This is a genomic window from Mesonia sediminis (assembly GCF_042684705.1).
Classification (GTDB): domain Bacteria; phylum Bacteroidota; class Bacteroidia; order Flavobacteriales; family Flavobacteriaceae; genus Mesonia; species Mesonia sediminis.
In genome coordinates, this window is sequence record NZ_JBHULZ010000041.1 from 442,507 (window position 1) to 469,039 (window position 26,533).

24 protein-coding genes are annotated in these 26,533 nt (G+C 35.8%); 13 read left to right on the forward strand and 11 right to left on the reverse strand.

Annotated elements, in window-relative coordinates; genetic code table 11:
- Positions 1–16 precede the first annotated feature (16 nt).
- The 5 genes from ACFSQ0_RS10055 (at position 17) to ACFSQ0_RS10075 (ending at position 3,126) form a co-directional block, all read left to right on the forward strand.
- Positions 17–811, forward strand: a complete 795-nt coding sequence (locus ACFSQ0_RS10055) for a MotA/TolQ/ExbB proton channel family protein (protein WP_379047729.1) — start codon at positions 17–19, stop codon at positions 809–811.
- 21 nt (positions 812–832) lie between these two features.
- Positions 833–1,240, forward strand: coding sequence for a hypothetical protein (locus ACFSQ0_RS10060; protein WP_379047732.1), 408 nt, complete (start codon positions 833–835; stop codon positions 1,238–1,240).
- 10 nt (positions 1,241–1,250) lie between these two features.
- The gene (locus ACFSQ0_RS10065; protein ID WP_379047735.1) at positions 1,251–1,853 is read left to right on the forward strand and encodes an ExbD/TolR family protein; all 603 of its coding nucleotides are present in this window, start codon (positions 1,251–1,253) and stop codon (positions 1,851–1,853) included.
- 19 nt (positions 1,854–1,872) lie between these two features.
- Positions 1,873–2,355, forward strand: coding sequence for an ExbD/TolR family protein (locus ACFSQ0_RS10070; RefSeq protein WP_379047738.1), 483 nt, complete (start codon positions 1,873–1,875; stop codon positions 2,353–2,355).
- Between the two features lie 75 nt (positions 2,356–2,430).
- Positions 2,431–3,126 (forward strand): porin family protein, encoded by a 696-nt coding sequence (locus tag ACFSQ0_RS10075; RefSeq protein WP_379047741.1) that lies wholly within the window; start codon positions 2,431–2,433, stop codon positions 3,124–3,126.
- Between the two features lie 605 nt (positions 3,127–3,731).
- Here ACFSQ0_RS10075 and rpoN read toward each other — a convergent pair.
- The 3 genes from rpoN to ACFSQ0_RS10090 all read right to left on the reverse strand — a co-directional run bounded on the left by rpoN (position 3,732) and on the right by ACFSQ0_RS10090 (position 9,654).
- On the reverse strand, positions 3,732–5,189 hold the full coding sequence (rpoN, locus tag ACFSQ0_RS10080; protein ID WP_379047744.1) for an RNA polymerase factor sigma-54: 1,458 nt from the start codon (positions 5,187–5,189) through the stop codon (positions 3,732–3,734).
- A gap of 87 nt (positions 5,190–5,276) precedes the next feature.
- The gene (locus tag ACFSQ0_RS10085) at positions 5,277–6,155 is read right to left on the reverse strand and encodes an RluA family pseudouridine synthase (protein ID WP_379047746.1); all 879 of its coding nucleotides are present in this window, start codon (positions 6,153–6,155) and stop codon (positions 5,277–5,279) included.
- A gap of 97 nt (positions 6,156–6,252) precedes the next feature.
- Positions 6,253–9,654: a hypothetical protein gene (locus tag ACFSQ0_RS10090; protein ID WP_379047749.1), complete on the reverse strand. Its 3,402-nt coding sequence runs from the start codon at positions 9,652–9,654 to the stop codon at positions 6,253–6,255.
- A gap of 133 nt (positions 9,655–9,787) precedes the next feature.
- On the opposite strand from ACFSQ0_RS10090, the gene ACFSQ0_RS10095 reads away from it, so the two are divergent.
- Both ACFSQ0_RS10095 and ACFSQ0_RS10100 read left to right on the forward strand, forming a co-directional pair.
- Entirely contained in the window at positions 9,788–10,552 is a 765-nt protein-coding gene (locus tag ACFSQ0_RS10095) for an exodeoxyribonuclease III (RefSeq protein WP_379047752.1), read from the forward strand.
- A gap of 2 nt (positions 10,553–10,554) precedes the next feature.
- Positions 10,555–11,517 (forward strand): OmpA family protein, encoded by a 963-nt coding sequence (locus ACFSQ0_RS10100; protein WP_379047755.1) that lies wholly within the window; start codon positions 10,555–10,557, stop codon positions 11,515–11,517.
- Positions 11,518–11,601: 84 nt separating this feature from the next.
- Here ACFSQ0_RS10100 and radA read toward each other — a convergent pair whose 3' ends face one another.
- From radA to panC, 5 genes are read right to left on the reverse strand one after another with little or no spacing between them, the layout of a single operon-like run.
- Entirely contained in the window at positions 11,602–12,969 is a 1,368-nt protein-coding gene (radA, locus tag ACFSQ0_RS10105; protein ID WP_379047758.1) for a DNA repair protein RadA, read from the reverse strand.
- 15 nt (positions 12,970–12,984) lie between these two features.
- Complete coding sequence (locus ACFSQ0_RS10110; RefSeq protein ID WP_379047761.1) at positions 12,985–14,133, reverse strand: alpha/beta hydrolase; 1,149 nt, start codon at positions 14,131–14,133, stop codon at positions 12,985–12,987.
- Between the two features lie 42 nt (positions 14,134–14,175).
- Positions 14,176–15,144, reverse strand: coding sequence for a lysylphosphatidylglycerol synthase transmembrane domain-containing protein (locus ACFSQ0_RS10115; RefSeq protein WP_379047764.1), 969 nt, complete (start codon positions 15,142–15,144; stop codon positions 14,176–14,178).
- A gap of 5 nt (positions 15,145–15,149) precedes the next feature.
- Positions 15,150–15,500: an aspartate 1-decarboxylase gene (gene panD, locus ACFSQ0_RS10120; protein ID WP_379047767.1), complete on the reverse strand. Its 351-nt coding sequence runs from the start codon at positions 15,498–15,500 to the stop codon at positions 15,150–15,152.
- A 12-nt stretch (positions 15,501–15,512) separates the two neighbouring features.
- A complete protein-coding gene (gene panC, locus ACFSQ0_RS10125; RefSeq protein ID WP_379047770.1) occupies positions 15,513–16,361 on the reverse strand; it encodes a pantoate--beta-alanine ligase in 849 nt (282 codons plus the stop codon).
- Positions 16,362–16,472: 111 nt separating this feature from the next.
- Here panC and ACFSQ0_RS10130 point away from each other — a divergent pair, with 111 nt between their 5' ends.
- The 5 genes from ACFSQ0_RS10130 (at position 16,473) to ACFSQ0_RS10150 (ending at position 22,597) form a co-directional block, all read left to right on the forward strand.
- Positions 16,473–17,297 (forward strand): glycogen/starch synthase, encoded by an 825-nt coding sequence (locus tag ACFSQ0_RS10130; RefSeq protein WP_379047773.1) that lies wholly within the window; start codon positions 16,473–16,475, stop codon positions 17,295–17,297.
- 3 nt (positions 17,298–17,300) lie between these two features.
- Positions 17,301–18,803 (forward strand): DUF4270 domain-containing protein, encoded by a 1,503-nt coding sequence (locus tag ACFSQ0_RS10135; protein WP_379047776.1) that lies wholly within the window; start codon positions 17,301–17,303, stop codon positions 18,801–18,803.
- Positions 18,804–18,805: 2 nt separating this feature from the next.
- Positions 18,806–20,653, forward strand: a complete 1,848-nt coding sequence (glmS, locus tag ACFSQ0_RS10140) for a glutamine--fructose-6-phosphate transaminase (isomerizing) (RefSeq protein ID WP_379047779.1) — start codon at positions 18,806–18,808, stop codon at positions 20,651–20,653.
- A 116-nt stretch (positions 20,654–20,769) separates the two neighbouring features.
- Positions 20,770–22,281 (forward strand): F0F1 ATP synthase subunit beta, encoded by a 1,512-nt coding sequence (gene atpD, locus ACFSQ0_RS10145; RefSeq protein WP_379047782.1) that lies wholly within the window; start codon positions 20,770–20,772, stop codon positions 22,279–22,281.
- 37 nt (positions 22,282–22,318) lie between these two features.
- A complete protein-coding gene (locus tag ACFSQ0_RS10150) occupies positions 22,319–22,597 on the forward strand; it encodes a FoF1 ATP synthase subunit delta/epsilon (RefSeq protein ID WP_147862222.1) in 279 nt (92 codons plus the stop codon).
- Between the two features lie 223 nt (positions 22,598–22,820).
- Here ACFSQ0_RS10150 and ACFSQ0_RS10155 read toward each other — a convergent pair whose 3' ends face one another.
- The 3 genes from ACFSQ0_RS10155 to ACFSQ0_RS10165 are packed head-to-tail and all read right to left on the reverse strand — an operon-like array spanning position 22,821 to position 24,055.
- On the reverse strand, positions 22,821–23,030 hold the full coding sequence (locus tag ACFSQ0_RS10155) for a helix-turn-helix domain-containing protein (RefSeq protein ID WP_379047785.1): 210 nt from the start codon (positions 23,028–23,030) through the stop codon (positions 22,821–22,823).
- A gap of 12 nt (positions 23,031–23,042) precedes the next feature.
- Positions 23,043–23,543, reverse strand: coding sequence for a DUF2975 domain-containing protein (locus ACFSQ0_RS10160; protein WP_379047788.1), 501 nt, complete (start codon positions 23,541–23,543; stop codon positions 23,043–23,045).
- Positions 23,540–24,055 (reverse strand): DUF2975 domain-containing protein, encoded by a 516-nt coding sequence (locus ACFSQ0_RS10165; protein WP_379047790.1) that lies wholly within the window; start codon positions 24,053–24,055, stop codon positions 23,540–23,542. Before ACFSQ0_RS10165 ends, ACFSQ0_RS10160 begins: the two co-directional genes overlap by 4 nt.
- A 161-nt stretch (positions 24,056–24,216) precedes the next feature.
- Here ACFSQ0_RS10165 and ACFSQ0_RS10170 point away from each other — a divergent pair, with 161 nt between their 5' ends.
- A complete protein-coding gene (locus tag ACFSQ0_RS10170; RefSeq protein ID WP_379048823.1) occupies positions 24,217–26,529 on the forward strand; it encodes a putative monovalent cation/H+ antiporter subunit A in 2,313 nt (770 codons plus the stop codon).
- Positions 26,530–26,533 lie beyond the last annotated feature (4 nt).

Below are 26,533 nucleotides of genomic sequence, written 5' to 3' on the forward strand. Positions count from 1 at the left end.
ATTAAGACAACAAGTAATGAAAAGATTATTCTCAATCCTTGTCATCGCAGCCATTATGGTATTTGGAGGTTTAACTGCAAACGCGACAAGCAATGTAAATGCTTTTACAGCAAACGTAACGATTGTTCAAGAAGATGATGGCGCAAATGCTGGTGCAGCCGAAGAAAAAGAGTCTTTAGGGTTTCATCAAGAGCTTAAAAAACGATTTATAGAAGGTGGTGCCGGATTTATGGGTATCGTTCTTTTATGTTTGATTTTAGGTTTAGCCATAGCTATTGAAAGAATTATTTACTTAAATCTTTCAACCACAAACTCAAAGAAATTAGCTCAAAATGTTGAAGATGCTTTAAATAGCGGCGGCATTGAAGCAGCTAAAGAGGTTTGTAGAAACACAAAAGGCCCTGTAGCCTCTATTTATTACCAAGGTTTAGATCGTGCAGATGAAAGTACAGATGCAGCAGAGAAAGCCGTTGTAGCTTATGGAGGAGTACAAATGGGACAATTAGAGAAAAACGTATCTTGGGTTTCTTTATTTATCGCATTGGCACCGATGTTAGGTTTTATGGGTACTGTAATTGGTATGATTCAAGCTTTTGATAAAATTGAGGCAGCTGGAGATATGCAACCGTCTTTAGTAGCAGGAGGTATTAAAGTGGCCTTATTGACTACTGTATTTGGACTTATTGTGGCTATTATTCTTCAGATTTTTTATAACTACATTATCGCAAAAATTGATAGCATTGTTAATGATATGGAAGATGCGTCAATCACATTAATCGATATCCTTGTAGATTACAAGAGAAGAAAGTAATAACCCTATAAATCAATTGTAATGATTATACATAAAATATTAAAAATTGTATCACTAATACTAGGTGCTATTGCATTGGTAATGGGGATATGGTTGTTCTCAATAGGCGACGAGTCTCTTGTGCAACCATTGATGACCATTGCCTATGCTGTTTTTGGTATCATTTTGTTATTGGTGCTGGTCTTTGTTCTTAAAGACCTATTTACTGGAAATGTTAAAAGTACATTGATTGCTATTGGCTCATTTGCTGTTGTGGTACTTATTGCTTACTTTTTATCTGAAGGAACCGCTACCGAAATGAAAAACGGTGAAATGTTAACGGCCAGTCAATCACAATGGATTGGTGCAGGATTGAGAACTTTTTACATTTTAGCAGCAATTGCTATTGGAGCAATGATCTATTCAGGAATCAAAAAATTAATCAAGTAATCTAAACCTTATGGCAAAAAGAAGTGCACCAGAAGTGAATGCAGGATCAATGGCAGATATTGCCTTCTTGCTGCTTATCTTTTTCTTGGTAACTACAACCATCGAAACAGATACTGGTATCAATAGTAAATTGCCACCGATTGAAGAACAGCCTGAAGATCCGCCACCACGTAAAGAAAAAAATATCTTTATCGTGTTAATAAATCAAAATGAGGAATTGCTTGTCGAAGATGAGCGTATGGAACTTAAAGATTTAAGACAGGCGGCAATAGACTTTTTAGATAATGGTGGAGGCGATTGTAATTATTGCCAAGGAGCAAAAGACCCAGCATCATCAGACAATCCGCTTAAAGCGGTGATCTCTTTGCAGAACGATAGAGAGACTGAATATGGCGCTTATATCGCCGTGCAAAATGAGCTCGTTGCAGCTTTTAACTATTTGAGAAACCGAGAAGCCAATCGTTTGTTTGGTAAGTCTTTTATCCAGATGGAAAAAGATTTTAATGATTCTCAATATAGGGGAAATAAAGAAAAGTTAGAAGAACAGATTAAGCAAATACGTGAAATGTTTCCTTTAAACTTATCTGAAGCAGAGCCTAAAGAAAGAGAATAAAAGACCTAAAAATTAAATTATGTCTAAATTTAAAAAGAAAAAGAGCGGAGATTTACCAGCGATATCTACAGCATCTTTGCCTGATATTGTTTTTATGTTGCTTTTCTTCTTTATGGTGGCAACAGTTATGCGTCAAAATACACTTATGGTAGAAAATAGACTGCCGTTTGCTGACCAAACTGAGAAACTAGAAAAGAAAGATCTGGTAATGTATATTTATGCTGGTAAACCTAGTGAACGTTACCAGAAACAATTTGGTAAAGAAGCGCGGATACAGTTGAATGATAAATTTGCTGATGTGAACGATATACAACAGTTTATTATCGAGGAGCGTGAGTCTAAACGTGAAGAGCTACAAGGTTTATTAACAACTTCTCTAAAAATAGATGCAGAAACAGGAATGGGGCTAGTATCTGATATTAAATATGAGTTGAGAAAAGCAGAGGCTTATCGCGTAAATTACACCACCAAAAATGGTGAAGCTATAAAAAACATGCAATAATTTTTGTTGTTATTTTAATCAGTTTAAAAGACCGCTTTATTTTAGAAAGCGGTCTTTTTTAATTAAATTAAGTCTATGAAGACATATCTTGTTTTATTATTAGTTTTTCTTGGTTCTATTTTATCTTCAACGGGCCAGGAAGTTGAGGCCGTTATCGATACTATTAGTATAGACAGTCTATACCGAGAAGATCAGTTTTATTCGGGTCTTGGTTTTAACCTTTTATTAAACAGACCTAAAGGGATTAGGCAGTCGGGCTTTTCGGGTGGGTTAAACTTTGGGTTTATTCGCGATATGCCTATTAATAAACGAAGAAATGTCGCTTTGGGTGTGGGCTTGGGCTGGTCAGCGAATTCTTACGGATTTAATTTGTTGATTGATGAAACCCAACCCAATCCAGTTTATACCAAATTAGAGCGTTATAAAAGCAATAGACTTAGTTTATACCTTATAGAAATGCCCTTAGAATTCAGATGGCGTACTTCGACGCCTACGAGCTACAAATTTTGGAGAATATATGGTGGTTTACGGGTCGGTTATATTCATTATTCTAAAATAAAGAGTGAGTATGAAGACATTCGTTTGGCACAATATAACCTAGATGAGCTCGAACGATTACGATATGGCCTAACGTTTACTTTTGGGTATAATACCTTTAATTTTACGGTGTATTATAGCCTGAATAGTCTTTTTGACGGCAGCTTGAAAGATTCAAATGTTCCCGTCAAATTGAATCCACTTAAAGTGGGGCTGACTTTTTATATCCTTTAATTAAAGATAAAAAAATAGAAACGAGTAGGGGGCTAATCCGGCTAGAGTACCCCAAAGTAACTCGTTTGAAGTATGTGCTTTGAGATATAGTCTAGCAGTAGCGACTAAACCCGTTAAGACAATACAAACGCCGATAAGCCAATAAAAAGAACTTTGGTATAACAGGGAGGCGCTTATCACGAATCCTGTGTGCAGGCTGCATCCCATAAGATGTAAGCTGGCTTTTATTTTAAAATAGCATAAGCATAAAGCGATTAAACAGGCGTAAATCCAATTGGAGAAGTAAAAATATAATTCTGTTTGTGAAATATCTTGAATAACAAAATTTTTGATGCTCATAAATATAAGTATGTATAGCATCAAAGGTATTTTTCGTTCTGTGTAGGTTTTTAAGTGAACGCTACTGATTATTTTAAGGTTTTTGAGCAGAAAAAAAATACAAATGGGAATAAAAATACTCAATACCGAAATACCTAGCAATTTGGCCTTTATAATAGCTTTAGGTAAAAACCTGGGAGTCACCAAAAAATAAATTACACTACCTAAAAAGGGTAACCATAAAGGATGAAAAAGAGCACTTATAAATTTAAAAAAGAACTTCAAGATTAAATTTCTTTGCGTAATCGTGCTACAGGAATATCTAATTGTTCTCTGTATTTTGCTACGGTTCTTCTAGCAATAGGATAGCCTTTATCTTTTAATATTTTGGCTAATTTCTCATCGGTTAAAGGCTTTTTTTTGTCTTCTTTTTCAATGGTAATTTGTAGAATCTTTTTTATCTCTAAAGTAGAAACTTCTTCACCCTCTGAATTTGTCATAGATTCAGAAAAGAACTCTTTAATCAATTTTGTGCCGTAAGGCGTGTCAACATATTTTGAATTTGCCACCCGACTAACAGTAGAAACATCCATGCCAATCTTATCGGCAATGTCTTTTAAAATCATTGGTTTTAAGTCTCTCTCGTCTCCAGTCATAAAATATTCGTATTGGTGATGCATAATAGCATTCATCGTTACAAATAGCGTTTCTTGACGTTGCCTAATGGCCTCAATAAACCATTTTGCGGCATCTAACTTTTGTTTAATAAACATGACCGCATCTTTCTGCTTTTTTGTTTTTTTGTCGGTTTCCTTATAGCCCTTAAGCATATTACTATACTCTCTAGACACGTGCATGGTGGGTGCGTTCCTGCCGTTTAAGCTAAGTTGTAACTCACCATCTTTGATTTTGATTGTAAAATCGGGTACAACGTGTTCTACAATTCGATTATTCCCAGCATAGGAGCCGCCCGGTTTAGGGTTCAAATGAGAAACTTCATCAATAACATCCCTTAACTCATCTTCACTAATTGAAAACTTAGACAGAAGTTTCTGGTAATGTCTTTTGCTAAATTGCTCAAAAGCCTCCTCAATTATTGCTATAGATAAAGCAGTACTTTGGGTTGGGGTTTTTCTTTTTAATTGTATTAATAAACTTTCTTGTAAGCTACGTGCTCCTACGCCAGCAGGATCTAGTTTATGTACTATCTGAAAGATTTTTTCAACTGTTTGTTCATCGGTATAAATATTTTGAGTAAAAGCTAAATCGTCTACAATCTCGATTGTCTCCCGTCTAATGTAGCCGCTTTCATCTACACTGCCTACCAAAAATTCTGCGATTTGCTTTTCTTCTTCACTCAATCTAAAGCTTTGCAATTGAGTTTTAAGATACTGCGAAAAAGATACCCCAGAGGCATAAGGGATGGTTTTCTCATCATCATCCTTACTATAGTTGTTGGCTTGAGTACGATAATCTGGAATTTCATCATCACTCAAATATTCATCTACATCAATTTCTGATTCTGTTTCTATAATTTCTGAATCGCTTTCTACTTCTTCATTTTTAAATTCATCATCGAAACTATCCTGGTCCTCTTTTCCACTATCTAAAGCAGGATTGTCTTCTAATTCCTGTTTTACCCTTTGCTCAAAAGCTTGAGTAGGAAGTTGAATCAATTTCATAAGCTGAATCTGCTGTGGAGATAGCTTTTGAGATAATTTTAAATTTAATTGCTGCTTTAGCATAGAGAAAAGTTAATATAGGTTAATACAAAAATAACGAATTATTTAACAGATCTAGCGCTAAAATTATGTTAAGCTTAGCTTTTGAGATTAATTTGGCACGTTACATCTATTTATGAATTGGCGAAATCGTTTAGGCAAAACCCCTTCAATATTTAATTTATTATCTGTAATAGGGTGCGTAAATCTTAATCCGAATGAACATAACATCAATCCGTTTTTATGATTATCTTGTTGACATCCATAAGTTTTATCGCCAAGTATAGGGAAGTTTTGTCTAGAAAGATGTATTCTTAATTGATGAGTTCTACCTGTAATAGGGTTTAATTGTAAAAGACTGTAGATCTGTTCATTTTTTTGGAGTATTTGTTTTCTTAAAATTTCCGTTCGAGCCCATTTAGATTCTATTGCATCAAAGGAGCAAAGGCCCTTATAGTATTGGCCAGTAACAATGGCTTGATAAGTTTTTGAAATTTGTTTTCGTTCAAATGCTACAGAAAGCACCTGCTGCGCTTTTTTGGTTTTTGCTACTAGTAGCAATCCGCTTGTAGGGTTGTCTAGACGATGAACGGGTTGCGGCCAAGGGAGTGCATCTTTTTGCTGCGATTTAACCAAGTTATGGGGCAAAGCATTCTCAATGGTTTTAAAATAATTGCCATTGGTAGGATAACCCGCAGGCTTTTGAATTACGGCAAGGTAATCATCTTCAAAAGGTACTTGAAAATCTAACTTAAATATTTTTTTTGATTCTTCAAATTCTTTATATAGCTCTAACATCATTCCCTCTTCGATAAAATCGGCGGTGCTCGCTACCTTACCATTGATATGAATTAAGCCTTTCTTTATTGCCTTTTTCGCGGCACTTCGGCTATAAAGATATTCAAATGCTTCTGCCGCGTATTCTTGAATTCTATACGAATTGGTCAAAGCTGGAACAATATGTTTTTCTAAACTAATTTTTTTACCCATTGATTATTGTATGCTTATGCTTTACGGATTTAATTTTCTTAATTTATTTTACTATTAAAAAAATAAATTTTAAAGAGATTGAATCCGTAAATTAATTCTAAAAATAAGCCCTTAGCTGTACGTTTCCTGTATGAATGGCTGCATTGTTAGGACTCTTTCTTCCTTGATAGTTTAAATTTAAATCAAGGTAATTGGTGATTTTTTTTTGCGCGAGTAGTTTCCAAGTATAATTGGTTTTAGGTTGTAAACCAGATAACATTTGATACCCAACGGGGCTAAAAGCATCGCCTTTAAAGGCATTATAGATATAATTGAATTCTGTCGAAAAACTATAAATCTGACCTTTTGCCCATTGCAAAGATAAGCCTAATCGCTGTTTTTGTAAAGTTTCAAGGTTATTAATGACGTTTTCTTGTATGTCTAGCTCATAAAACAGTTCAAATCGTTTATTTTGATCTAAAAGATAGGTCACTTTGGGGAAAATACGCAGGCTATTGATGTTGAAATTACGTGAAGGGAAGTTTTGATAGCTATTTTCATTTTTTGAAAGCTGCTGCTCAAAGCCCAACAACCAAACCGCGGCAATTCGGTGCAGATAATTTATTTGGTGACTTCTAATTTTGCTTTCTTGAACTCCCGTTATTAAGAAATTTTTGTTAGTAGCATCTAAGTACGTATATGTGGTAGAGTGCTTTTGCTTACCCCGATTATAAAAAAGACTGTTTCTAAAGTTGATATTGGCTCCTAATTCTTCATGATCTTGTTGAAACGGATTTAGGTTAAACTTGCCAGACGCTCGTCGAATTTTGCGCTCTAGTAAATAACTGGTTTGATTATAAAAGTGATGCCAAAAGGCCGTTTTCTTTTGCTGATTTAATCGGGCACCATTCAAAACTAATACTTGACTGATTTTATTTTGATTGGTTTTAATAAAGATTTGATTTGGTAATAAAACCCGAACGTATTTTCCTTCGTTAGGAAAAGGGCTTATTTCAAACTCATCTAATTCTTGGGTGCCGTTTTGATTGTAGTCAATCCAAATAAATTGGCCTTCTCCTGGGTTTACTTCTACATAAGTAAATTCCTGCTGCGCTAAGGTCCCGCTGTTGGTTTGGTAAAGCGTGTTGCTTTGTATAAAACGGTTAGCAAAATTTTGTCTGTACCTTATTTGGGCATTCAAAGAATTTTCAGCCGGAATGCTATTGGTATATTTTAATTTTCTGTAATTTGCAAAGAAGCTTAGTTGACTGTTTTCTTGTTTTAACACATTACCCTTTAAGTAATAATTATAAGCGGTATTTACATGGCTTAAACGGTTATTTCTAATGCTGTCATTAGTTCGTAGTTTAAAACCAATTTCAGTAAAAACACCTGTACTGTCTCCAACTCCAACATAAACCGTACTGCTTTGAAAAGCCTGAGAGTTTAAGGCTAATTCATCACTTAACTTATTTTGCTCTTTCAAGTGTTCTGTGGCTATTCGAGTACCAGTATACCATTTGTTAATTTGTAAATTTAAATCTAAATAAGCTTTTAAAAACTTGGTTTTCTCATATTGAGATTGACTGTTTAAATAGCTAGCATTTCCTGTTATTTTAAAGCGATTAAATCGATTTTGCGTAGAAAAAACATGGCGGTTACCCGAGTAGTTATTCTTGTAATTAAGATGTTCAAACCAATATTCTGTTTCGTGAGAAGTGGAGTCAATGTACTTAAATCCGCTGCGATTAAAAATTTGGTTTCCTTTTTGATTTTCTAAATTCCAATCTCTATCAAATTCAATGGCATAAATACGCTCAATAGGAGAGAAGCTGTTTTCAATATAAGTAAGGTCTTGTTGTATAAAAAACTGCGCTTTATTTGCAAATGTTTTAAGCAGTTGCTTGCCTTCTGCTTTTAAAGCCAGACCGGCGTTATCTTGATCGTCTTGTGCAGAAAATAAATTTAAGTCTTTCTTACTGGCCGCAATTTCAACATTCATGGCTGTTTTTTTATCGCTGTATTGTGCTTTTGTCATGGCTAATTGTAGCCTTTCGGGCGCGTATAGGCGTATTATGGGTGCATAGTTACCTTGTTTTATGCCGTTTATGGGAGCCACATAGTTGTAAATTTTGCTTATAGCCGAATTACTTGCGAGAATGTAATCACCTTGGTTAGGACCTACAAGGGTAAATTTGACTTGAAACAAATCTTCTTCTGGATTATTGGAATACACAAAAACTTCTTTACCATTAATTTGAGTTTTGGTGTACAGCACTTTATTTTCAGAAAAGTTACTTTCTTGGGCACTAGCGATAAACATATTTTCTTGATTATCGCCTGCTTGCGCTAATTGATCTACCTGCTCTCGATTAAGATTTTGTTGGAGTGGCTGGTTTTTTAAATCGGTTTCGTGGTACACAAATCCGCTTATTTGCCATTTTTCACTTTGATAATCACCGCCAGCAGTAGCTATAATACGGCTATAGTTTTGCTCGGTGTATTGAAATTCTACGCGAATTCTCATTTCTGAGGTGATAGGAAAGGTGGGATTAAAAATAATTTCCCCAGCGGTGTAATCAATTGTATAATCTTCATTTTCTCCACGTGAAAGCAGATTTCCATTTACAAACACGCGTTCGCTTCCAGAAATGATTAAAACAAATACTTCGTTATTGGGTCCGGTTAATTTGTAGGGACCTTGATTACCTTCTTGAGCTATAAATTCATTTTGGGTGTACACCCCTTGCACCAGTGCAGCCGAAGCCTGCGCTCTAATTTGGTGGTCATTTTGCGAACTCAAATTTGCTTGAAGGTTAATACCTTGTACTTTTTTACGATAAGCGGCAAAAAAGCTCTGGTTTTCTATCAAGTCTACATCACCGGCTCTAACCTTCCAATTTTTACTTTCTAGCTCAATAAAAACTTGGTCAAATTCGCTTAAGTTTTGAGCATAACCCTGCTGTTGTAAGGGAATGTTAGCATCTTGTAATGAAGCCCTAAGACTCACTCCGGGAGCAATTTCTCCAACTATTTGTAAATCAAGTTCAGAATTTAGTACCGCGCTTTGATTGGTGCCAACAGTTATACCCCTTGAAATGCTTCCGGTGGTTGATAAGCCTTCGAAAGGATTGTAATTTTTAGCCGCTGCAGGGCTTTCTAATGTATAGGAAATTGCTCTTGTTTGACTTGAGTTTACAATAATGCTAGGATCAAATTGCTGGTACTTTTTAGTTAAAAAATCGGGGTATTTTTTATAGCTGATATAGATGCTGTCATTGTTTTTTTGGTAATCAGGCGTGAAATAAATCCGCGCCAAGCGAAAATCAACGCGATAGAAAGAAGTATCAATAGGTTGTTGTTGCTTATTTAATACTTCAAATTTAAAAGGGTTTATACTTACGCTATCTATTTGTACACTATCTTGTAATTTGAGTTTTTTTAACTGTATACCATTCTCAACCTGACCTCTAGTCAAAAAAGAAAGAAAAAGAAAGAGAAAGGTAAGCCGTGATTTCATCTGTATATAAAACTCAGTTTAGCATTCAATTATTACAATAGCCATAAAAAAAATACTACGGCAAAATTAGTAAGATGAACCTAATAAATTTGATTAGCTGGCGGGTATTTCTATTTTTGTAAAAACTATAGGAATGGTACTACTTTCTTACAATGTAAATGGTATACGCGCCGCTTTGCGTAAAAATTTAACCGATTGGCTTGCCAATACACAAGCAGATGTGGTTTGTTTTCAAGAAATAAAAGCCACGGCAGATCAATTTGATGAAACTGTTTTTAAAGAATTGGGTTATGAATATTGTTATTGGTACCCGGCTCAAAAAAAAGGGTATAGTGGGGTAGGAATTATTAGTAAAAAGAAACCATTAAACGTAACCTACGGTACAGGTATTGATTACATGGATGCCGAAGGAAGAAACTTACGCGTAGATTTTGAAAATTTTTCTGTTATGAGTCTCTACCTACCCTCTGGTACCAATATAGCGCGACTAGAGCATAAATTAGGCTACATGGATGATTTTTACACTTACGTGGATCAATTAAAACAAGAAATACCCAATTTGATAATATCGGGAGATTACAATATTTGTCACGAGCCTATTGATATTCACGATCCGGTACGTTTAAAAAAGGTATCAGGATTTTTACCTGTAGAAAGGGAGTGGTTATCAAAGTTTTTGAATAACGGCATGATAGACTCTTTTAGGTACTTGAACCCAGAACGGGTGGAGTATTCTTGGTGGAGTTATAGAGCCAATGCAAGAGCTAATAATAAGGGGTGGCGTTTAGATTATCATCTAGTGAGTGAGCCACTGCAACAAAATATTAAGCGTGCCGTTATATTACCAGAAGCCAAACACAGCGATCATTGCCCGGTTTTGGTTGAAATAGATAAATAATTATGAAGAAATTTTTATTTGCATATTCCATTGCCGTTGGAGCTTTGGTGAGTTGTGTTCCCGCTAAAAAGTTAGCCGATTTAGAAGAGCAACACCAAGAGCTTAAATTACATGCGCAAGAGCTAGAAGCAGAACTAGCCGATTGTGATAAAGCACAGAATAAATTACAAGAGACACTTGAAGCAGAAAAATCTGCTTTTACAGCATTGAAACAAGAAAAAATGCATTTGAAAGATGAGTTGAAGGGTAAAACCAAGGCTTTAAGTGAACTGCAAGATTCTTATGATGCTTTAGAATCAAATAGCGCAGCCAATTTGGAAGCAAATTCAAAAAGGAACAGAGAATTACTTCAAGAACTAGAAGAAAAAAGAAAAAGATTAAATGCCGAGCAGCAAAGACTAAGCGTGTTAGAACAAAAACTTAGTGAGCGCTCTGGCCGTATTGATGAACTAGAGCAATTGATTGGCGCAAAAGATGCAAAACTTAATGCCTTAAAGACAAGTTTGTCAAAAGCACTTACCAATTTTGAAGGTAAAGGTTTAAGTGTAGAGCAAAAGAATGGTAAGGTGTATGTGCTTATGGAGAATAAGCTGCTATTTGCTTCGGGAAGTTGGACAGTGGGTCAGCAAGGGATTCAAGCCGTTAATCAATTGGCCGAAGTATTATCTAAAAATAACGACATCAATGTTCTTATAGAAGGCCATACAGACAACGTTCCTTATTCTGGAAATGGTGTATTAAAAGACAATTGGGATTTATCTACCAAACGTGCTACCGCCATTGTGCATTTATTGCAGCGCAACAAAAAGATTAAGCCCAATCGTTTAACAGCTGCGGGAAGAGGAGAGTTTGCTCCTGTAGCTAGCAATACATCGCCAGAAGGACGCGCTAAAAATAGAAGAATTGAAGTTATTCTAGCACCCAATTGGGATGAGTTGAATTCGCTTTTGAGTATTGAAAATTAAGCTAGCTATAAATTAATAATCAGCTAGGGGTAACCAATAAAAATGATTTAGGATTTTAAAAGCAATTCTAAATCATTTTTATTTTTAAGCAAAAAGATGCTCTATTACCTCCTCAACTTTATTCACAAATAAGATTTTAATACCGTATTTTCCTTTACTTATTTTGTTCTGTCCAGATAGCATTATGCTAGCAAAGCCTAGTTTTTCTGCCTCTAAAATACGTTGTTCGATTTTAGGAACTGGTCTAACTTCTCCTGCAAGTCCAACCTCGGCGGCAAAACAAATATCTTTAGCAATAGCTATATCTTCATTAGAAGATAAAATGGCTGCGATCACGGCTAGGTCAATTGCAGTGTCATCAACATTAATGCCACCAGTGATATTTAAAAACACATCTTTGGCCCCTAATTTAAATCCTGCACGTTTTTCTAGAACTGCAAGCAACATATTCAGGCGTTTGGCATTATATCCTGTAGTCGAGCGTTGGGGGGTACCATAGACGGCAGTGCTTACCAATGCTTGTATTTCAATCATAAGCGGGCGTAATCCTTCAAGGGTAGCCGCTATAGCGGCACCACTTAAATCTTCTTGATTTTTTGAAATAAGAATTTCAGAAGGATTGTTTACTTCCCTTAAGCCTTCTCCTTGCATTTCATAGATACCTATTTCGTGTGTAGAGCCGAATCTGTTTTTGTGTGCTCTCAATATGCGGTAGAGGTGATTTCTATCACCTTCAAACTGCAGAACAGTATCTACCATGTGCTCTAATATCTTGGGGCCAGCAATACTTCCTTCTTTATTAATATGCCCAATTAAAAGTACTGGAGTATGGGTTTCTTTAGCAAATTTTATAAGCTCTGCAGTACATTCTCTAATTTGAGAAATACTCCCAGCAGAACTATCAATATAATCGGTTTGTAAGGTTTGAATAGAGTCAATAATTAAAATCTCGGGATTCAATTGCTCTATTTGTCTAAAAATATGTTGTGTTTTGGTCTCTGTAAGTATGTAACAATTATGGGTGTCACCGCCTATTCGTTGGGCGCGCATTTTTATCTGTTGTAAGCTTTCTTCTCCAGAAACATATAAGGTTTTATAGGGTAATTGAAGCGATACTTGTAACAACAAAGTACTCTTCCCTATACCCGGTTCGCCGCCCAATAAGGTTAAAGAGCCGGGTACCAAACCACCACCAAGCACACGATCTAGTTCTGTATTGTTGGTTTTGAATCTTTTTTGCTTTTCGTATTCAATTTCTTCAATCAAATGGGGCTTTGATAAGCGTTTATGAGAGGCGGTTATATCTTTACTTTTCCAATCTTTAGTCTCATTTTTTTCAATGATCTCTTCAACTAGGGTATTCCATTGTTTGCAAGATGAGCACTGCCCTTGCCATTTTGCATGCTGTGTGCCGCAATTCTGGCAGTAAAAAGTAGTTTTTATTTTAGCCATTATTTTTGGTAACGTTTACAACCCAAAATCTTTCTTCAAGGTATTTATTTTTTCTAAAATTAGGTCTTTATTAATGAAAGCGACCTCTTCTTTCCCAAAAGCGACTTGATATTTCCGTAAGGCTTTTTTTGGCTTTCCATTTGTTTCATAATAGCGAGCCTCAAAATAATCACCCAGCATGGTTTTTTCGTGTGCTTTTATAGCTAACTTGCTTAATTCTTTATATTCATCATATTTTTCATTTACTTCAATAGCTTTGGCAATCATTACAAAATCGCTTACGCGGATTTTTATCGCTAAACCATATTGATTTTCTATGGTCTTATATTTCTCGATTAAATGATCAACCAGTGCATTCGTTTCAAGAAGTATTTCATAATCTTTTGCAGAATAAGCTCTAAAGACCGAAAATATCTGTTCTAAAGCACTGGGGATAGCTTTTCCTACTAGGGTGTAATGTGTAGCGTTCTCGATGTTGTCAAAATAATAAAACAACTTTTGGTTTTCTAGTGTTCGTAAACGCTTGTCGGTGGCTAGAATTGTTTCGTGAAGGGCAGGGATGTCATTGCTACCCGTGGCTATGTAATACCATATTTTTTGGTCAATAGCTTTTAATTGATTAGCAAGATTGCTATGAACAGGTTTTAGGTAATCTGGACTCAAGTTGATGTAGGCATCAAATATCGATTTGTCTTTAAAAAGATAGTAATTCATGAAATTAGCCGTTCTATTTTGGCCAATAATCATTTTGAAGGGAGCAATTCTATAATTCTTTTCGAGTAACGGAAGTAATTCCATACCTAGAAATTCAAAAAACAGTGCCCCCTCATCGGCTGGTAAAAGGGTTTCAAAATCTACTTTTGTATCGCTTTCTCTACTGCCTATTTGATTTACGCCCACCACTATCGCCTCAGGGATATCCTCCCAATAGCTGTAATAATCTATGTTGCCTGCAACTGGTTCAAAAAGATAGTCGCCATCAAGTACCACCACAAGGGGGTATTTTTTGCCTGTATTCTTATTATAATTCCGGGGGAGTTGAATTTTGAGTTCTCGTTCTGCTTGTAGTTTTTCAGATTTTACAACCTTGTAAGTAACTTGTGCTGATATAAAAAATGGAGAAATAAGGATTGATAAGATAACGATAAAATGCATCCTTTTCATCTGGGCGGTTTCTAATTGATTTATTCTTGGAAGATAAGTAAATTAATCCTTTTTATGAAATATAGGAAGTAAAAATAAAGAAAGGCTTCCTAAAATGATATTTATTAGAGTTTGAGAGCCCCATAGCACCCAACCAAAGGCTTCGCCGGTTTCTCTAGGTATGCCATATAAAAACATCGCGCTACCAATAGCAATGGGATATATACCAATTCCGCCGTTCGAGAGCGTAATAGCAAAACTACCCACTACAAAGGCTAGCATAATTACATTGGTAGGAATATCTTCGGCACCATAAATGGCATATTTCATTACAAAAAACATGCTTATATACATAGCCCATATAAAAACAGTATGAAAAAGAAACCACCATCGTTTTTCCATTTTTAAGATGCTTTTCATTCCTAGCAAAATACCCTGACCGAAATCCCGTAATTTACTTAGCCACTTGTTTTTGGTTCGTTTAATAATCCGTAAAAACAAGATACCTCCACCTATTAAAATACCTAGAGCCAATAAACCTATAAAAGGGTTAATTTCAAATCGGTTAAAAAGGAATATAAGTTGCTCGCTCTGCAAAAAGAAGGTGAAACTTACCACTAAAAAAAGCATAATTAAATCGGCTACTCGCTCAGAAATAATGGTGCCTAGACTGGTTTCAAAAGGTATTCTTTTATAACTGGCAACGGTAGCGGCTCTTAATACTTCTCCCGAACGAGGAACGCCAAGATTTGCCAAGTAACCACTCATAACAGCAGGGAAGCTAAGTTTAAAAGGCAATTGGTAGCCAAGAGGTTCTATTAAAAATTTCCAACGATAGGCACGAGAAGCGTGTGAAAGCACACCAAAACTAACCGATAATAAAACATAGCCTATTTTCGCCTCAAGAATATTCTCATACAAAGCTTGGCGTTCTTGAGGGGTGGAGTGTAAATAAGATAAATAAACAAAAAATACTCCCAAAAATAATGGGAGTATTGTCTTAAGGTATTTTATATATTTCTTGCGAGGCATCTGTTTTATTCCAGTAAATTATTCTCCTCGTTAGGGAATAATATAGCGGGTTTAAAATTTTTAGCCTCATCGATATCCATTATGGCATAGGTGATTAAGATAAGTACATCTCCTTTGGCCACTTTTCTTGCGGCCGCGCCGTTAAGGCATATTTCACCTGAATTTCTTGGGCCTGGAATTGCATAGGTCTCAAGGCGTTCACCATTGTTATTATTGACTATTTGCACCTTCTCACCCTCTACAATATTTGCAGCGTCCATTAGGTCTTCATCTATAGTAATACTGCCTATATAATTTAAGTCGGCCCCCGTAACCTTTACGCGGTGAATTTTTGATTTTACAACGTGAATTTGCATCTTTATGTTGATTTAATTTAATGCCATATTATCGATTAAACGTACCTCTCCAGCATAGGCGGCAATAAATGCTCGGTATTTGGTGCCGGTTTCTATTTTTTTTGCAGGCTCGAGTGTTTCTGCATTTGCAATAATAAAATACTCTAATTTCAAAATAGCTGAGTTTTTAAACTTTTTTTCAATTTCGCCACTTAATTCTATTACAGATTTTGTGCCAAACTCTTGCTTTACATCTTGTAAACTTTGAAAAATAAGACTTGCTCTTTCGCGTTGCTCGGTTGTAAGCAATTCATTTCGAGAACTTCTAGCTAAGCCGTTTTTTTCACGGCTTATAGAGCAAGGGATAATAGTGACCGGTAATTTTTCAATTTCGACCAATTTTTTGATGATCAAGAGTTGTTGGTAGTCTTTCTCGCCAAAAAAAGCAAAGTCTGGCTTTACTAACCTTAGCAGTTTATTTACAATAGTACCTACACCATCAAAATGACCTTGTCTAAATTGTCCTTCCATATAGTTGGCTAATGGGCCAAATTCATATGTGTTGGCTTGTAATTGGTCGCTATACATCGTTTGTTCAGACGGCGCAAATATTATGCAGTCTGGATAATGATGGGCCAGTAGCTCGCTGTCTTTTTCTAAGGTACGCGGATAGTTAGCTAAATCATTTTGATTATTAAACTGCGTAGGATTTACAAAAATACTAATCACCACGACGTCGGCTGTGGTGTTTGCTTTCTCCACCAGTGATAGATGCCCCGTGTGTAAAGCTCCCATAGTGGGTACTAAGCCTATCTTTTTACCTGCTTTACGCTTGGCAGAAAGCAGGTTTTCTAAAATTTCTTTCTCGTGTATTATATGCACGTTAATATTTTTAACTCGTGCAAAATTAATATATTACTGGTAAACTGCATAAAATTTTGTAATTTTGCCTGTTTTTTGTCGTTAACAGTAATTTCCAATTCTAAATTATTTATGAAAGATAAACGAATTTTGTATGTGTCTTCAGAGGTAATCCCATACCTTCCAGAAACAGAAATATCATCAATGTCTTTTGAAGTTCCCCGCATGGTGAATAACCAGGGAGGGCAAATACGTATTTTTATGCCAAGATTTGGTAATATAAATGAGAGAAGACATCAGTTGCACGAGGTTATTCGCTTATCGGGAATGAATCTTGTGATAAATGATTTAGATATGCCGCTTATTATAAAAGTAGCTTCTGTACCTAAAGAAAGGATGCAAGTTTACTTTATAGATAATGAGGATTATTTTAAACGTAAAGCCACTTTAACCGATGAAGACGGTCAGTTATATGATGATAACGATGAGCGCGCTATTTTCTTTGCAAAGGGAGTGATAGAAACCGTTAAAAAACTAAATTGGGCGCCAGATATTATTCATGTACACGGATGGCTAGCCTCGCTTTTACCCCTTTATTTAAGAAATTATTACGGAAATGAACCTTTATTTGCCGAATCAAAAATTGTAACTTCTATTTACAATAAAGGTTTTGAAGGTGAGTTAGATAGTGAAATGCAAACCAAGGTGCTTTTTGATGGACTTGAAGATGATGTAGTATCTCCATTGCAGCAACCAGATTATGCTGCATTAATGAAAGTGGCAATAGATAATTCAGACGCTTTAATTAAAGGGAGTGCAGAACTGCCCGGTGGAGTTTTGCAACATATAGAAAATGCTGACGTACCTGTGTTAGAATACAAGTCGAAAGAAGAATTCTCTCAAGCTTATCAAGATTTTTATCTGCACGAGGTCTTGGGAGAGGAAAAAGAAGATTAATTTATGAATTTTATTCGAATAGTTTTAAGTGTAATTGTAATATGTCTAGTCTTTGTTTCTTGCGAAGATGATTTGACTCAAACAGGAAGCGGTCTAGTTGGTGAGACCAATTTTAATGCACAGAAGTACAACTTAGTCTCGCTGGCGGCAAAAACTGAACCTATTGTAAGAGTTCAAACCAATGCCTTATCTAGTTACGCACTAGGATTTAATCAAGATCCTGTTTATGGTGAAACCTCCGCAAATATTTTAAGTCAGCTTCGTTTGAGTTTTCCAAATCCTCAATTCAATGGCAACCCTGTTGTTGATAGTGTGGTAATGTTGGTGCCTTATTTTAGCCGAATTGAGTCAAGAGAAGGAGAGAATGTTACCTATGCATTAGATTCTCTTTACGGAAATGATTCATACACACTTGAGATTTATCGTTCGAATTATTTTTTGAGAGATTTAGATCCAACAGAAAACTATGAAGCTCAGAAATACTATAGTGACCAGAAAAGTTTATTTGAGAGCAATTTAGAAAGTACACCTATTCATATTGAAAATAATTTTAGACCTACGGCAAGCGCTGTAAATGTAGTTGACTTTGATTCGGGTAAACTAGATACGCTATCTAAAAGCCCTAGAATGAAATTAAGGTTGCCTGCTGCTTATTTTCAACAGCACGTAATTAATAAAGCAGGCAGCGATGCATTGCTAAGTAATGAAAATTTTAAAAATCATTTTAGAGGGCTTTACTTTAAAGTTAAAAATAATTCGGGTACCCCCTCACAAGCATACTCTTTATTAAACTTGAGGTCTGATGAGGCCGAGATTTTAATTTATTATCATATACCAGCTACTGGCGTAGATGAAGAAGATGAAACCGGAATTTACCGTTTGAAATTTGGTGGTCAAATGGTAAATGTTTTTGGTACGCAAAATCAAAACATCCCAACTGGGCAAGACCTTTATCTTAAAAGTGGTGCTGGTTCAATGGCGGTTATAGATTTATTTACCGAAGAGGGCGAATTAGAAGATTTGAGAGCAAACAATTGGTTAATAAATGAGGCTAATCTTACTTTTTACGTGAATGAATCGGTTTTAGCTGGAGGGGAAAAGCAACCCAATCGCTTATTTATATATGATTTAACCAATGGGACCACCTTAGCGGATTACACTTTAGATATAACCGCTAATGATAATAATCCGAATATATCAAGACTGAATCATTTACAACCGCTTACTACCGAAGATGGTGTTTCTTTTTATAAACTTAGAATTACCAATTATATAGGAGATTTGTTAAACCCGGAAAGCGAGCGTACTAGTTCTAAATTAGGAGTAGTATTATCTAATAATGTTAATGTATTTAATCCGGTTACGGTAGATTTGCCTAATGAGTCTGAACTTAAGCGGATTCCCTCGCCAATGGTATTGAACCCTTATAGCACTGTATTGTATGGTGTTCAAGCGCCGGAAGGCAAAGAGTTAAAATTAGAAATTTTTTATACACAACCAGATTAATTATGTGTGGAATTGTAGGTTATATAGGTCATAGAGACGCGTATCCAATTGTTTTAAAAGGATTGCAGCGTTTAGAGTATAGAGGATATGATAGTGCTGGAATTGCATTGTATGATGGTGAATCGCTGAAGGTTTGTAAAACCCAAGGGAAGGTACAAGATCTAAAAGAGAAGTTTGAAAAAACAACCGACACCAGTGGCACCATAGGAATAGGCCATACCAGGTGGGCGACGCATGGAGTGCCAAATGATGTAAACTCTCATCCGCACTACTCGAACTCTGGAGATTTGGTGATTATTCATAACGGAATTATCGAAAACTACGATGCTTTAAGAAAAGAATTAATTTCTAGAGGATACACTTTTCAATCTGATACAGATACAGAAGTGTTGGTTAACCTTATTGAGGAGATAAAAAAGCAAGAGAATATAAAGTTAGGTAAAGCCGTTCAAATCGCACTTAATCAAACAATTGGCGCCTATGCAATAGCTGTTTTTGATCGTAATAAACCCGATGAAATTGTAGTAGCTCGTCTAGGAAGTCCTTTGGCTATTGGAGTAGGCGAGGATGAATTTTTTATTGCTTCAGATGCTTCACCTTTTATAGAATTTACCAACAATGCTATTTATCTAGAAGATGGCGAAATGGCAATTGTAAGAAGGGGTAGAGACGTTAAAATCCGTAAAATAAAAAATGATAATCTCGTTGATCCTTATATTCAAGAGTTACAACTTAATCTTGAACAAATTGAGAAAGGAGGATATGAGCATTTTATGCTTAAAGAGATTTACGAGCAACCTGATGCAGTAACAGATACTTACAGAGGTCGTATGCTGGTTGAGCAAAGCCTGATTAGAATGGCGGGTGTTGATGATAATCTAGAGCGTTTTTTAAATGCTGACCGAATAATAATTGTGGCTTGTGGTACTTCATGGCATGCCGGTCTAGTTGCTGAGTATATTTTTGAGGATATAGCACGTATACCTGTTGAGGTGGAATATGCTTCGGAATTTAGATACAGGAACCCTATTATCGGTTCAAAAGACGTCGTAATTGCTATTTCTCAGTCTGGAGAAACAGCCGATACTATGGCGGCTATTAAACTCGCCAAAGAAAAAGGTGCTTTTGTGTTTGGGGTATGTAATGTTGTAGGTTCATCGATCTCGCGAGAGACCCATGCTGGAGCTTACACCCATGCCGGACCTGAAATAGGGGTAGCCTCAACCAAAGCCTTTACCACCCAGATAACGGTTTTAAGTTTGATTGCTTTAAAACTTGCTAAAGCCAAAGGAGCGATTTCGAATTCAGATTTTCAATACCATTTAGAAGAATTAGATTTAATTCCAGAAAAAATAAAACAAGCCTTGGCTTCTAACGAGCATATTAAAAAAGTGGCTCATAAATATATGAATGCGGCTAATTTCCTATACTTAGGTAGAGGTTTTAATTTTCCTGTAGCACTTGAAGGGGCTTTAAAATTAAAAGAGATATCTTATATTCACGCAGAAGGTTACCCTGCCGCCGAGATGAAACACGGCCCTATTGCCTTGATTGATGAAAAAATGCCAGTGGTGGTAATTGCAACCAAGAAAGGGCACTACGAAAAAGTAGTTAGCAATATTCAAGAGATAAAATCCCGAAAAGGGAAAATTATTGCAGTAGTTACAGAAGGCGACCAAGATGTAAGATCTATGGCCGATTATGTGATAGAGGTTCCCGATACGGTTGAAGCCCTCACGCCATTGCTTACAACCATACCTCTACAATTACTCTCTTATCATATTGCGGTAATGTTGGGTAAAAATGTAGATCAGCCCAGAAATTTAGCAAAATCTGTAACGGTAGAGTAAGTAATTTAAAATTTATGAAAGCGTGCTAGAAAATTTATAAAAAAAATCTATCTTTGCAGCCAGAAAAAGCAATACCATTTTTGGTGATTACAAACTATAAATAAAACCATTAGATAATGTCTAAAGTTACAGGTAAAGTTGTACAAATTATAGGTCCTGTTGTTGATGTTGAGTTTAACACAGAGAACGCCGAGTTACCCAAGATTTATGATTCTCTTGAAATCGTAAGAGAAAACGGAGCAAAACTCGTACTTGAAGTGCAAACACATATTGGAGAAAATATGGTAAGAACCATCGCAATGGATTCTGCCGATGGATTAAGTAGAGGGGCCGAAGTGGTAGCTACTGGTAATCCTATTCAAATGCCAATAGGCGATGATGTTTATGGACGTCTATTCAATGTAACTGGTGACGCTATTGACGGTTTAGGTGATTTACCAAAAACAGGTAAAGATGGTTTGTCAATACACCGTGAGGCCCCAAAGTTTGAAGACTTATCTGTATCTACAGAAGTTCTATTTACAGGTATTAAGGTGATTGATTTGATTGAGCCTTATGCTAAAGGTGGTAAAATTGGCCTTTTTGGAGGAGCAGGAGTAGGTAAAACCGTTCTTATTCAGGAATTAATTAACAACATCGCCAAAGGACACGGTGGACTTTCTGTGTTTGCTGGAGTAGGTGAGCGTACACGTGAGGGTAATGACTTATTGCGTGAAATGTTAGAATCTGGAATTATTAAGTACGGAGATGATTTTATGCACTCAATGGAAGACGGTGGATGGGATCTTAAGAAAGTAGATAAATCTGCTATGAAAGAGTCTAAGGCAACTTTCGTATTTGGGCAAATGAATGAGCCACCAGGAGCACGTGCTCGTGTTGCTTTGTCTGGTCTAACCATTGCGGAATATTTTAGAGATGGAGCAGGAGACGGTCAAGGTAAGGATGTACTTTTCTTTGTAGATAATATATTTAGATTTACCCAAGCAGGTTCTGAGGTTTCTGCATTGTTAGGGCGTATGCCTTCTGCGGTAGGTTATCAACCTACCTTAGCTACAGAAATGGGAGCTATGCAAGAGCGTATTACTTCAACTAAGAAAGGTTCTATTACATCTGTACAAGCAGTATATGTGCCAGCAGATGATTTAACCGATCCAGCGCCAGCAACAACCTTTGCTCACTTAGATGCTACTACTGTATTGTCACGTAAAATTGCGGAATTAGGTATATATCCTGCGGTAGATCCATTAGATTCTACCTCGAGAATTCTTACCCCTGATATTCTTGGTGATGATCATTATAATTGTGCACAACGTGTAAAAGAGTTATTGCAGCGATATAAAGAACTACAAGATATTATTGCCATCTTAGGTATGGAAGAATTATCTGAGGAAGATAAACTTGCTGTATCAAGAGCAAGACGTGTACAACGTTTCTTATCACAGCCATTCCACGTAGCAGAACAGTTTACTGGTTTAAAAGGAGTGTTAGTAGATATTAAAGATACCATTAAAGGGTTTAACATGATTATGGATGGTGAGTTAGATCACATACCAGAAGCAGCCTTCAACTTGAAAGGGACTATCGAAGAAGCTATCGAGGCTGGAGAAAAAATGTTAGCTGAAGCTTAATCACAAAGAATGCTTTAAAGCTGTAAAATTTAAAAGTATGCACGTAGAAATTGTAACCCCAGAGAAAGTATTGTTAAGTGCCGAAGTTGATTCGGTGGCAGTACCGGGTATTAATGGTGAATTTCAAATGCTTAATAATCACGAAGCTATTGTATCTGTTCTGGTAGCAGGGAAGGTTAAAATAGACGGGAAAATTGAGTTAGACGAATCCATCGCTAAAGAATTTGCAACTGGAGAAGACGGTAGATTAGAGTACCACATTAAAGGCGGCGTGCTTGAATTTAATAATAATAAAGCTATAGTATTAGCCGATTAAGTTTGCAAATGCATAATTTTTAAAAGCTCAGATGAAAATCTGAGCTTTTTCTTTTTATTGATTTTTTTAAAGCTATATAGGAAAAAATGGCTGTTTAAAAGAAAATATTTTAAGGAAAGGTTTTCAAGAAATCTAATGCTATAGTTGTAGACCTTTTTCTTGCTATTCACGTAGTGTGTAGCTTTTTAGAATAATGTTCACAGCTTTAAAAGAACAGATTCAATTATTGCTTAGGCGCATAGGTTAAAATGTCCCCAGGTTGGCAATCTAATGCTTCACAAATAGCTTCAAGCGTGGTAAAACGAATTGCTTTGGCTTTCCCGGTTTTTAAAATAGATAAATTAGCTGTTGTGATACCAACTCGTTGGGCTAATTCTTTAGATTTCATCCCTTTTTCCTCTAAAACTTCATCCAGCCTAATAATAATGGGCATAGCGTTCTTACCTTAAATTGTTAAATCATTTTCGTTTTTCACCTCTTGATGCTCTTTTAAAAGTTGGCTTACAATTAGCATAAAAACACCAATACAGCCCGTAAACAAAACGTAATGGCTATTATATATCCCAAAATTAGCTCCGCTAAGGAAATCTTCAAAAACAAAATATTTTAAAACACCTAATGCAATCTCAGTTAAACAAGCTAAGATTAACATAAGGCCTATTCGCTTGATTAAGCTAACATGTTTTTGGTTGTAAAATCCATTACGGAGGAAATTCTTTGCTACTTTTCTAAAGTTTAGAATGGCATAGAAAAATGTACCTGAACTCAAAAAAGCGAGTAGTAAGAAAGTTGTTTTTATTATAGAGTTTAATTCTGTTTTTAAAGGTGCTTCAGGTGCCAATAACTTGATCCCGAAAAACCAACTAAGAATATGGTTAATAAAAGCGAACCCGACGATAAAAGCCAAAATGTCTAATAAGGTGAAGAAAATAACTTTCTTGGTCATATGGTCAATTTTATTTCGTTTTTATGTTGTTGGGCAATTTTAAAAATTTTGGATAAAAACAGGAAAAATAATCCTAAAACTAAATGAAATAGGGTGCCAGTAAAATCATAATTAATATGCAAGCCAAATTCTATTGTACCTTGGGTTAATAAGGTGGAAATAAAGCTTGCTAGAAGCTGTACAGCTTTTATGGATAAAATTAAAATTCCAATGCTTTTTAGTCTATTGATCTGATGGATGCTGAAAAAGTCCTTTCGGTAAAAATGCGAAACAAGATCTTTAAAAAGTTTAAGGGTAAATATATAGAGCATACCAGTTATGATCCAATTATAAACAATTAAGCTGTGAGTTGCTGGTGCGTTTATCGACAGCCAATGTAAGTTTTCTATTGCGGCTAAATCTTGACTAAAAAGTTTCATATAAATCAATAGCCCCACTATAATTATATAAAATAATACCGATAGATAAAATAAAGTTCCTATGAAGGTGCGTAAAATTTTTAAGCTGTTCATGATATTATTGTTTATCGATAACAAATTTAAATAAAATTATCGAATAACAATAATTTTAATCGCGTATTATGTTATTAACGTGTTAAACCTGTAGAATATAACTTTCGCTGCTAAGGGTTTAACTTTTAGTTTTTATATTTGTGAGTTCAATACTTTTATCTATGCTTTTAGCCATATTGATTGGATTTTTTGCGGCATTTTCTCAATTGTTGTTTGGTAAATTTATGAAAGGTAAACTTTCTATTTTACTGAGTTTTGTTCCGTTAGCATTATTTATTTTCTTCACTCAATACATCCCAGTCATTGCCGCTGGTGAAATTGTAACAGCTAAGCATTCCTGGGTGCCTTCATTTGGAGTAGATTTAGATTTAAAGCTCGATGGCTTGGCTCTTCTTTTTAGTCTGATGATTACAGGAATAGGAACTCTGGTTTTTGTTTATACCTCGGCTTATTTAAGGAATCATCCTATGCTAGATCGGTTTTATGGCTATTTATTTATCTTCATGGCTTCGATGCTTGGGCTGGTGCTATCAGATAATTTCCTAGCCATGTTTATCTTCTGGGAGCTTACTAGTATTAGTTCATTCTTCTTAATCGGATTTAATAATACCAATCCAGACTCTCGAAAATCTGCCTTAACCGCTTTGTCTATAACAGGTATTGGCGGACTGCTATTTCTAGCAGGAGGATTGCTGCTTGGAGAGGTTACTGGCACCTACCAGATTTCTCAAATGCTAAGTCAAAACGAACTTTTAGTAAATCATAGTTTGTATATATTAATTGTTGCCCTAATTTTTGGGGCAGCTTTCACCAAATCGGCTCAGTTCCCATTTCATTTTTGGTTACCTGGGGCTATGAAGGCCCCAACTCCGGTTTCAACTTACTTACATTCTGCCACAATGGTAAAGGCCGGAATATATTTATTGTTTAGGCTTTCGCCGGTTTTAGGAAATAGCGATTTTTGGAACAATACCCTGCTAATCGTTGGGGGTATTACCATGCTTTATGCCGCATTTCACACTTTATTCAGAACAGATTTAAAGGGCATTTTAGCTTACTCTACCATTGCCGCTTTAGGTATTCTTACTTTTTTAATAGGCTTAGGTACCAAAGAGTCTTTTATTGCTGCTGCCGTATTTATTTTGGTGCACGCGCTTTATAAAGCAACACTGTTTTTAATGACCGGAGCGATAGATTTATATACAGGCACAAGAGATGTTACCAAGCTTTCAGGTTTGCACAAAGTGATGTTACCCATTGCTATAGCTGGAGGTTTAGCTGCAATTTCAAATGCGGGAATTCCACCTAGTGTTGGATTTTTAGGTAAGGATCTTATTTATGAAAGCACTTTACATTTTAGACACAATGCCGTTTTACTTACAACTCTAGCTATACTTACTAATATATTAATTGGTTATGCTGGCTATGTAGCCGGGATTAAACCATTTATAGGAAGAACGCCAACAGGATTAGAAAATGTGACCTTCCCACATCCGGCTATTTGGATACCTCCAATAATACTGGGGGTTCTAGGATTTATTTTTGGTTTGTTCCCAAGTCTAATTGAAGCTTCTCTTATAAAACCAATTGTAGCTACCACGGGCGTAAGTACAAGTGACATACATCTTAAATTATGGCACGGGTTTAATACTGTTTTAGGCTTGAGTGCCATAACAATATTCTCAGGAATCGCTTTGTATTTTATTTGGAAACCCAATTCAAGTAAACAATACTTTATTCAACGTTTTGATATACTTTCTCCAAAATTCATAATCGAAACCTTAACGAATTGGTTCCAATCTTTTTCTGATTTATGGACCAGAATTTTTCAAAACGGATACTTGCGCAACTACATCACCGTAATAGTAGTATTTTTAATTTCACTAGTAGCCTTTACACTGCTTAACAATACCACCTATCAAATTGACTATAGTTCTTTTTCTAAACTAACAATTTATGAAGTGGTTTCTTTATGTATTATGATCTTAGCTATTGGTTTTGCGGTATTCACAAAATCGAGATTAGCAGCCGTTGCGGCTACAGGGGTAATGGGGTATAGCATCTGTCTATTCTTCGTATTTTATAGTGCTCCAGATTTAGCGATGACACAATTTGCCATTGATACTTTAACCGTAATCTTATTCGTTTTGGTTTTATATAAACTTCCACGTTATTTAAATTTATCAGATTACAAAACACGAATTAAAGATGGTATTATTGCTATAGCCTTTGGTGGATTGGTCAGCATACTAGCTTTAGAAGTCCTGGCACAGCCGCAAAATAATGAGATAAGCAGCTATTATGCAGAAAATGCGTATGTGTTGGCGCATGGTAAAAACGTAGTAAATGTTATTTTAGTTGATTTTAGAGGTATAGATACTATGGTTGAAATCTCTGTTTTAGCTATTGCGGCTATAGGGGTTTTTGGATTGTTAAAACTCAGATTGAAGTCAGAAGAAAGAAAACAACAATAATTTA